General features: G+C 60.4%; 10 protein-coding genes. 3 read left to right on the top strand and 7 right to left on the bottom strand.

The features are described 5' to 3' along the window. Positions 1 to 18: 18 nt before the first annotated feature. Positions 19 to 1,065 (bottom strand): class 1 fructose-bisphosphatase, encoded by a 1,047-nt coding sequence (locus EN893_RS11265; RefSeq protein WP_023810405.1) that lies wholly within the window; start codon positions 1,063 to 1,065, stop codon positions 19 to 21. Between the two features lie 124 nt (positions 1,066 to 1,189). On the opposite strand from EN893_RS11265, the gene EN893_RS11260 reads away from it, so the two are divergent. Together EN893_RS11260 and EN893_RS11255 are read left to right on the top strand one after the other, a co-directional pair. Next, on the top strand, positions 1,190 to 2,128 hold the full coding sequence (locus EN893_RS11260) for a LysR family transcriptional regulator (RefSeq protein ID WP_127269850.1): 939 nt from the start codon (positions 1,190 to 1,192) through the stop codon (positions 2,126 to 2,128). A gap of 198 nt (positions 2,129 to 2,326) precedes the next feature. Further along, positions 2,327 to 2,527, top strand: a complete 201-nt coding sequence (locus tag EN893_RS11255; protein ID WP_127269848.1) for a hypothetical protein — start codon at positions 2,327 to 2,329, stop codon at positions 2,525 to 2,527. A gap of 16 nt (positions 2,528 to 2,543) precedes the next feature. Here EN893_RS11255 and EN893_RS11250 read toward each other — a convergent pair whose 3' ends face one another. Genes EN893_RS11250 through EN893_RS11225 form a run of 6 tightly spaced genes read right to left on the bottom strand, consistent with a single transcriptional unit; the run spans position 2,544 to position 7,585 of the window. Next, the gene (locus EN893_RS11250) at positions 2,544 to 3,140 is read right to left on the bottom strand and encodes a hypothetical protein (protein WP_236382787.1); all 597 of its coding nucleotides are present in this window, start codon (positions 3,138 to 3,140) and stop codon (positions 2,544 to 2,546) included. Between the two features lie 32 nt (positions 3,141 to 3,172). After that, positions 3,173 to 4,009, bottom strand: a complete 837-nt coding sequence (locus tag EN893_RS11245) for an ABC transporter permease (protein WP_050580490.1) — start codon at positions 4,007 to 4,009, stop codon at positions 3,173 to 3,175. A 35-nt stretch (positions 4,010 to 4,044) separates the two neighbouring features. Next, a complete protein-coding gene (locus EN893_RS11240) occupies positions 4,045 to 4,833 on the bottom strand; it encodes an ATP-binding cassette domain-containing protein (protein ID WP_127269842.1) in 789 nt (262 codons plus the stop codon). A 56-nt stretch (positions 4,834 to 4,889) separates the two neighbouring features. Then, entirely contained in the window at positions 4,890 to 5,333 is a 444-nt protein-coding gene (locus EN893_RS11235) for a hypothetical protein (RefSeq protein WP_127269840.1), read from the bottom strand. Between the two features lie 29 nt (positions 5,334 to 5,362). Next, complete coding sequence (locus EN893_RS11230) at positions 5,363 to 6,334, bottom strand: YVTN family beta-propeller repeat protein (protein ID WP_127268107.1); 972 nt, start codon at positions 6,332 to 6,334, stop codon at positions 5,363 to 5,365. Between the two features lie 21 nt (positions 6,335 to 6,355). Then, positions 6,356 to 7,585 (bottom strand): ABC transporter substrate-binding protein, encoded by a 1,230-nt coding sequence (locus tag EN893_RS11225; RefSeq protein WP_127268108.1) that lies wholly within the window; start codon positions 7,583 to 7,585, stop codon positions 6,356 to 6,358. On the opposite strand from EN893_RS11225, the gene EN893_RS38630 reads away from it, so the two are divergent. Beyond that, positions 7,524 to 7,731, top strand: a 208-nt coding sequence (locus tag EN893_RS38630; protein ID WP_206640103.1) for a hypothetical protein, incomplete at its 3' end; no start/stop codon positions are given. The two genes, EN893_RS11225 and EN893_RS38630, sit on opposite strands and share 62 nt — an antisense overlap.

Genomic DNA, 7,731 nt, shown 5'->3' with positions numbered 1-7,731 from the left:
TGGCTGACATGGTGCTGCTCAGGCTCTGAACAGGCCGCGGCGGCTGAACAGCGGCGCACGCTCACCGATGTTGCTCGGCTCTGTGTGGTAGCGGGTGATGCGCGCGACTTCCCGCGCCGACCCGAAGATCATCGGCACGCGCTGATGCAGGCTCTCGGGTTCGATTTCCAGGATTCGGTTGATTGCATCGGTGGCGGCACCACCAGCCTGTTCTATGAGATAGGCGATCGGGTTGGCCTCGTAGACGAGGCGCAGCCGTCCCTGACCATAGCCCTTGCGTCGATCGCCGGGGTAGAGAAAAACGCCGCCGCGCATCAATATGCGGTAACAGTCGGCAACCAGAGAGGCGATCCAGCGCATGTTGAAATCCTTCTCGCGCGGTCCTTCGGTGCCCTCCAGGCAGTCGTCGACATAGAGCCGCACGGCCTCGTCCCAGTGCCGGTAGTTGGCGGCGTTGATGGCGAATTCCTGAGTGCGTTGCGGAATGATCCGGCTTTCATAGGCCTGGACGAAGGTGCCGAGCCTTGTCGAGAAGACGAAGACATGGGTGCCGCTGCCGAGCGACAGGACGAGTGCCAGCTGCGGCCCATAGATGAAGAAACCGGCGCCTAGCTGGTTCACGCCCGCCTGCAGGAAAGAGGCGGCCGGATCAGCGTCCGGCGCGCCAGTTGCGGTCAGGAGCGAGAAGATCGTTCCGATCGAGACGTTGGTGTCGATGTTGGAAGAGCCGTCGAGCGGGTCGATCGCGATGGCTAGTGGCGCTTGCCTGTCGAGCAGGACCGGCTGCTCCAGTTCCTCGGAGGCGTAAAGCGCGACAGGCGCCCGGCGCATGGCGTCGAGGAAGATGTCGTCGGAGAAGACGTCGAGATCCTTCTGGACGTCGCCGTCGGCATTGGCGCCACGGGTTTCGGCAAAGGCGGCGCCGAGCACCCCTTGGTTGATGGTGTTGCGGACCTTGATGGCGGCCTGTGTCAACTGACGGACGGTCGTCACAACTGCCGAGCGGAATTCGTCAGGCTGGCCGAGATAGGAGTTCAGAAAAGCGTCGAGCGTTGCCGCTGGCATCGTAACCTCCCGGTCCGGCCGCATCTCCTCGGAGCGGCTGGACTGGAGGAATGGAAACAAACGTCGCGAGATAAGTAAAATTCAATAACTTTACTTAGCCAGTAAAAATAATTTAGTATGCGGCATGAGGAACCTCACGCTCAAGCATTTCAAGACCATCCAGGCAATCACCAAGTGCGGCAAAATTGTCAGCGCGGCCAAGATGTTAGGTCTGTCTCCTCCAGCGCTGACAATCCAGTTGCGGCAAGTGGAGGAAGAATTCCAGCTGGCTCTGTTCGACCGAACGTCGGACGGCATGCGTCCCACTGCCGCAGGTCGGGCTTTCGTCGAGACAGCGCAGGTTATCGAGGAGCATCTCGGTTTGCTCGAAGACAAGATGGATGCCATCAAGGGCGTACGCACCGGCAGCCTGAGGCTCGGCGTCGTTTCCACTGCCAAATATTTCGCGCCGCGGCTGATGGCTGCGTTCATGAAGGACCATCCCGACATCGACATGCGGCTTGCCATCGGCAACCGCGCCCAGACGATCGACAACCTCAGGAACCACGACATCGACATCGCGCTGATGGGGCGCCCGGCGAAAGAGGTTCCGGTGCGTGCTTCGGTCTTCGGCGATCACCCGCTGGTCATCATCGCGCCGCCAGACCATCCGTTGGTCGCGGCGCGAGATATCTCCAAGGAGCGGATCGCGGAGGAGCATTTCCTTATTCGCGAGCCCGGCTCCGGAACCCGCATCTCGCTGGAAATATTCCTGAGCGACGTGCCTGGCCGCATCGACGATCTCGGTGTCGAGATGGCGTCGAACGAAACGATCAAGCAGGCGGTGATGGCCGGCCTGGGCATCGCCTTCATCTCTGCCCACACCATCGCTGCGGAAACCGAAGCAGGCCGGCTTGTCATCCTCGACGTTGTCGGCATGCCGATCCGCCGGCAATGGTTCTCAGTGATGCGAACCGATCACGCAATCTCGCCGGCCATGGCCACGTTCAACGATTTCCTGATGCGCAAGGGCGCGATGTACCTGCCCCTTTTCGGAAAGCTGTATCCAGACAAGGCGGGATGACATTGCACGAACGCGACGGAAAGTCCGGTGGAGAACGCCCGCGATCGTTGGTGTTATATAAGCGATGTGTTATGTTGCAGTGCGAAAGAGCGGGGGCCACGTCCTTTCACACCCGTAAGCGATCTGTATGTGCAACCCCTGCAGACTGTTCGGAAATCTCCCGGGTAGGGTTCGGGAATTCGATGGGGAAAAGGGGTAATGCTTTACACACTCGTTATGATGGTCTGCCTGACGGATATACCGCGGACCTGCGAACAACGCGAACAAATGGTGGACGGTCTGGCGATGAATCCCGGGACTGCCTTCATGCAGGCGCAGCCGCTGGTGGCTCGGTGGATCGAAACACATCCCGGTTATTTCGTGCAGCGTTGGCGTGTGCTGCCTGGCAGGGAGTCATGAGACAGGCAGCCAAGCTCTATTTCTTCACGACGAGCGTTTCCGAGACGGTCTTCGACAACTGGTAAAGCCGCTGCTCGATTATCGTGGGCACATCGCAGACATAAGTCAGCGACTGGACCCGTTCGGTGAAAATTCGCGTCGCGAAATTCAGCTGGTCGGTTCGCCGTTCGACTTCGTCCGGATCCGCATCGGCCTTGGCGCGCAGCGCGTCGACTTCGGATGCTTCCTTGCGCAACTGTGCCGCCATTTCGAGCTGTTTGTGCGCATAGCGGGAGATGCCGGAGATCACGTGCGAACGCTCGGCGTCCATATGCTCGAACATTCCCTGCACCAGCATCGTCATTTTTGGTGCGACCTGCTCGGGCGGCAGGGAAGTCGCGAAATCCTTGATCTCTTTTTGGGCTTCGGCAATCGGCGTCCGCCGGGCCGCCACCGCTTCGACAAGCGCCGACACACGGGCATCCTTCGCCCAATCTTTCGCGGTCGCAGGAAGCTCCGGCCCATTCCAGATCTGGCCAAGCGAGAGCCGTGGCACCTTACGTTGTATGCAAGGCCAGTCGGGATCGGTGTTTGCCGCGCCGGCGCCTCCCATCAAGGCAAGCGTGGCGACCACAACGAGAGTGTGAACAAGTCTCATTCGCGCCATCAGGCGTTTCCTCCCATGTCCTGCTTGCGGATCACCAAACCGCGCGAAGGGTCGTATGCGATAATGGCGCCGCCCAGAAACAGCAGCGTGCAGCCGGCCACGACGCCCAGCGACAGCCATTCGATCTGCCCGTAGAAGGCAAAGCGGATCAGTTCGACGGCATAGGTGAACGGGTTGCAGAGGCAGATTTTGTAGAGCAGCGGGCTCGCCTCCTGGATGCGCCACAAGGGATACAGCGCCGGAGACGCGAAATAGCCGGGAAAGATGACGAAGTTCATGATGCCGGCGAAGTTTTCGAGCTGCTTGATCAGCGAAGACAAGAGCATGCCGAGCGCGCAAAGCATCATGCCCGACAGGAACAGTGCCGGCAGCACATAGAGGTAGCCGAGTGGCGGCGCCTTGACGCCCCACAACCAGGCAACGATCAGGAACGCGTAGACCTGCACGATCGATACGGCCACGCCGGCGAGCATCTTCGACACCAGCAGGAACCAGCGCGGAAACGGGCTGACCAGCAGGATGCGCATGTTGCCCATCTCGCGGTCGTAGACCATCGACAGCGAAGACTGCATGCCGGAAAACAGCAGGATCATGCCGCAAAGGCCCGGCGTGATATAGACCTCGTAGAGCACATAGGTCTTGTAGGGTGGGATGATCGACACGCCGAGCACCTGGCGAAAGCCGGCGGCGAAGATGAACAGCCAGACGAGCGGCCGGACCAGCGAGGAAATGAAGCGTTCGCGCTGGTGCAGGAAGCGCAGGCATTCGCGCAGGACGACGCCTTTCAGGCAAATGAGATAGTGGCGCAGGCCGAATGGTTCAGACCGCACTGGCATGATGCCGGCGAGCTTTCCAGGCATCGCAGGAGCGCTCATGGCGACGTCTCCGCCATGCCCGCCGCATCGACGCGGCTGAGCTTCGAAAAGGTTTCGCGAATCGAACTTCCACCATTCGCACGGATCACATCCGACACCTTGCCGCTCGCGACCAGATCACCCCGCCGCAGTATGACGACATGGTCGGCGTCTTCGACTTCGTCGATCAGATGCGTGGCCCAGAGCACGCCGATGCCCTCGGCTTGGACGAGCTTGCGGATGGTGGCGAGGATGCCCGCGCGAGACTCGATGTCGAGGCCTACGGTCGCCTCGTCAAGCAGGAGCAGGGAAGGTCGGTGCAACAGCGCCCGGGCGATTTCGATGCGCCGCATCTGACCCCCGGAGAGGCTGCGTGCCTTGTCATGCTGGCGGCCCTGCATGTCGACCGTTTCAAGCAGCGCGGCAATGCGCTGGCGAGCGTCGCGTCCGCCAATGCCATGCAGCGAGGCGTGGTATGAGAGATTCTGGTAGACGCTGAGGTCGAGGTCGAGCGTGCGTGCCTGGAACACGATGCCGACGCGTCTGAGTGCTTCGCCGGATGCGCGGCGAATGTCATGGCCGAAGATGCGGATCGATCCGTGACGCGTGTCGTAGAGGTGGCTTATCAGTGAGAACAGCGTTGTCTTGCCGGCCCCGTTGAGGCCGAGCAGAACGGTGAAAGTCGCCGGCGCGATCGAGAAGGAGACGTCGTTGAGCGCCCGCTTCTGGCCATAGGAATGGCTGACGGCACCGACATCGAGCGCCGCCACCTCTTCTCCCGGACCGCTTGTCCTCATATGCTGCATGCCGGGCCGCTCCTTCAGGACGCGTTGGCTATCTGGCGCCTTGATCGCCTTTTGTCTCACTTGATCGTAATCTTGCCCTTCAGTCCCTTGTCGGCAAGGTCGGGAACCGACCAGGTATATTCGCCCGGGCGAACGGTATGGAACTGCACCTGGATCGTTCCCGCGTCGTCGAATTCCAGCCAGGCTGGTCCGCCGTCCATATGCACTTCCAAATCGTTGATGACGATCTGGTCCATCCAGACATTGCGGAAGAGGTCGGTGACGAACTTGTATTCGAAACCGCCCTTGGAGGTGATCTTCCAGCGATAGCCCTGGCCGGCGATCAGCTCGAAATCCTTCTGATTGACGGCGTAAGTGGAATCGGCCGAACCGATAATCAGTTCCGGCAGGTTCTTGCTGGCACGCGACGGTTTTGGTGTTGCGTCGTCGGCGCTTGCTCCGGTCGGAGCAAGGACGAATCCGGCGAGCGCGGCGAAGAAAAACCTGCGGAAAAGTTTCATGTCTTGAGCCTCCCGATGATCAATGTCTGCTATTTGGGCGAAATGACCACACCCCAGGGCTGCTGGCCCACGGTGAGCGATTGGACCGGCTCGTCGGTGGCCGTGTCGATGAAGGTGATATCGTTGGAATTGCCATTCGTGGTGATCAGCGTTTTCTGGTCGGGCGTGAAGGCCAGATGCCAGACACGCTGGCCGACGAGGATGTATTTCTCCACCTCGTAGGTGTCGGTATTGATCACCGCGACATGGTTCGCCGGGCCGAGCGCGACATAGGCTTTCTTGCCATCGGCGGTGATGGCGATGCCTACCGGCTGGATGGTTTCGGCCCGCAGTCCCTGAATCGCGAACTGGATCTTCTTCACCACTTCGCGTTTGGCGTTGTCGATGACGCTGACAGTGCCACCGACCTCGGCGCTGACCCAGACCTGCGAGCCGTCGGGCTTGAAGTCGGCGAAGCGCGGGCGCGTGTCGACCAGCACGTTGTCGGTCACCTCATGCGTGCTGGTGTCGATGAAATGCGCCATGCTGGTGGTTTCCGAGGTGTTGACCATGGTCTTGCCATCGGGGCTGACACCCATGCCTTCCGGTTCCACGCCGACCGGAATCTCGGCCAGGACCTGCTTGCTTTCGACGTCGATGGCGGTGACGAGATTATCGTCCTCATTGGCGACATAAAGCGTCTTGCCGTCCGGCGAGAGCACGAACAATTCGGGATCGGGGCCGGATGGCAGCGTACCGACGATTTCAAGCGTCGCGGTATCGATGATCTGGACCGTATCGTCATCGCTGGCGCATAGGTAGACGAACTTGCCGTCATGCGAGATGGTGATGCCGCGAGGTCTCTGGCCGACTTCAACTGTCTTCACCACCTGCATCGTCGCCGTGTCGACGACGGTCATCGTGTTGTCCTTCTCGTTGGAAACGTAGGCCGTATAGGCCGATGCCGGACTGGCCGTCAGGCCGGCCGCGAGAATGGCGAATGCGCAAGCTCGTTTCTGCACGCAAATTCCTCCCGATTGACTCTACTTGAGAGCGCATTTCGTTTCCGGCTGATCGACACCGAGCGTGTCGAGTTCGGAGACTTGGTGAAGATAGCCCTCTTGTGGCGATGTCGAGACGACGGACTTGGTATCGCCAAGCAAGATCGGCTGGCGAAGCTGGAGGTTCCATTTGCGGAAGGTCAGCTTCTGCCCCTTGAAAGCAGCAACCGAAAAGTCGTCCGAGCGCATGTAGTCGCTGATCTTTTTCGCATCGTCGCCCTTGGTGCGCGTGGTGGCCTCGCCGACGGCACGCACCGCCGTCCAGGCCGACATGTCCTTTGAAAGCATCCGCCGGCTCGCCGTCTTCAAGAAGCGGCTCTGCATCTGGATGCCGCCCCATTGTTCGCTGGCGGGATGCCATGACGATGCAACCAGACCGGCCGTGCCGGCGACCAGCCGCGGCGTCCAGGTGCGATAGGGCACGTAGGTCCCGAAAACCTCGCTTTCGTCCGCGACAAGCACCACGTCATGCTCCGGGAGATCTTGCGTGAACACGGAAATCTGCTGCTGTATCTGCGTGGCGCCGGTGTCGGTGCGCCTGGCTGTGCCGGTATCCTTGAATTCCTTCTCGGCGACGATCTGGCCGCCGAAGCGGGTTGCCGCGCGGCGCAACGCATCGGCGTAGAGACGATCCTGCTCATGCGATCCATACAGCAGCACCCAATTCGGCCACTTCTTCACCATGAGATACTGCGCCAGCGCATCGGCCAGCATGCTGCGCGTCGGCGCGACATGGAAAACGTTGACGCGGCAGTCCTCCTCGCGAAGGCTGTCGTCGGTGGCGCCGACGTTGAAGATCAGCACGCCTTTGTCGCGGGCGATGTCGGCGATCGACAGCAATTGTTTGGCTGAAAGATCGGCGACCACATAGCGGTCGCCCTTGGCGATCATGCCTTCGAATGCCTGAACCGCGTCGCCGTCGGGCTTGATCTCGGTCACGTCGAGGCTGAATTTCTGGTTGGTGAACTTTCCGGTCGTATTGTTGTCGCCGATCGCAACCTCGGCGCCGGCGACACCTTCGTCACGTGGCGGCAGGTCGAGCATGGAAAGCGTCAATTGCGGTGCGTAGGCCCGCAAATAGCCTATCTTGATTTCGGTTGTCTTTTTTTCCGGCTTCGCCACCGTTTCCTGGCCTGTCGCGTCGGAAACGTTGACGGTCAGGGAAAAAAAGCACAAAAAGGCAGCGAGAGTGCCTGGCACCGCGCTCGTCATCGATAGTAATTACCCATTCTTGCGCAAAGGTTCGACGGTTGCCGGACCCGCGCCAAGTCAAGGTGCCCATGATCAACTTAGCCGACCCGCAAAATTTATCAAACCCTATCGAAAGACTTTTCGCGCCTGCCAGAACGGTGCGGAAG

This window comes from Mesorhizobium sp. M7A.F.Ca.CA.004.04.2.1 (assembly GCF_004022825.1).
Classification (GTDB): Bacteria; Pseudomonadota; Alphaproteobacteria; order Rhizobiales; family Rhizobiaceae; genus Mesorhizobium.
This window is presented reverse-complemented; position numbering and strand designations above follow the sequence as displayed.

Coding starts and splice junctions, on each gene's coding strand:
- EN893_RS11265 (WP_023810405.1), bottom strand. CDS start 1,065: ATGCCAGCGGCAACGCTCGACGCTTTTCTGAACTCCTATCTCGGCCAG.
- EN893_RS11260 (WP_127269850.1), top strand. CDS start 1,190: ATGAGGAACCTCACGCTCAAGCATTTCAAGACCATCCAGGCAATCACC.
- EN893_RS11255 (WP_127269848.1), top strand. CDS start 2,327: ATGCTTTACACACTCGTTATGATGGTCTGCCTGACGGATATACCGCGG.
- EN893_RS11245 (WP_050580490.1), bottom strand. CDS start 4,009: ATGCCAGTGCGGTCTGAACCATTCGGCCTGCGCCACTATCTCATTTGC.
- EN893_RS11240 (WP_127269842.1), bottom strand. CDS start 4,833: ATGCAGCATATGAGGACAAGCGGTCCGGGAGAAGAGGTGGCGGCGCTC.
- EN893_RS11235 (WP_127269840.1), bottom strand. CDS start 5,333: ATGAAACTTTTCCGCAGGTTTTTCTTCGCCGCGCTCGCCGGATTCGTC.
- EN893_RS11225 (WP_127268108.1), bottom strand. CDS start 7,585: ATGACGAGCGCGGTGCCAGGCACTCTCGCTGCCTTTTTGTGCTTTTTT.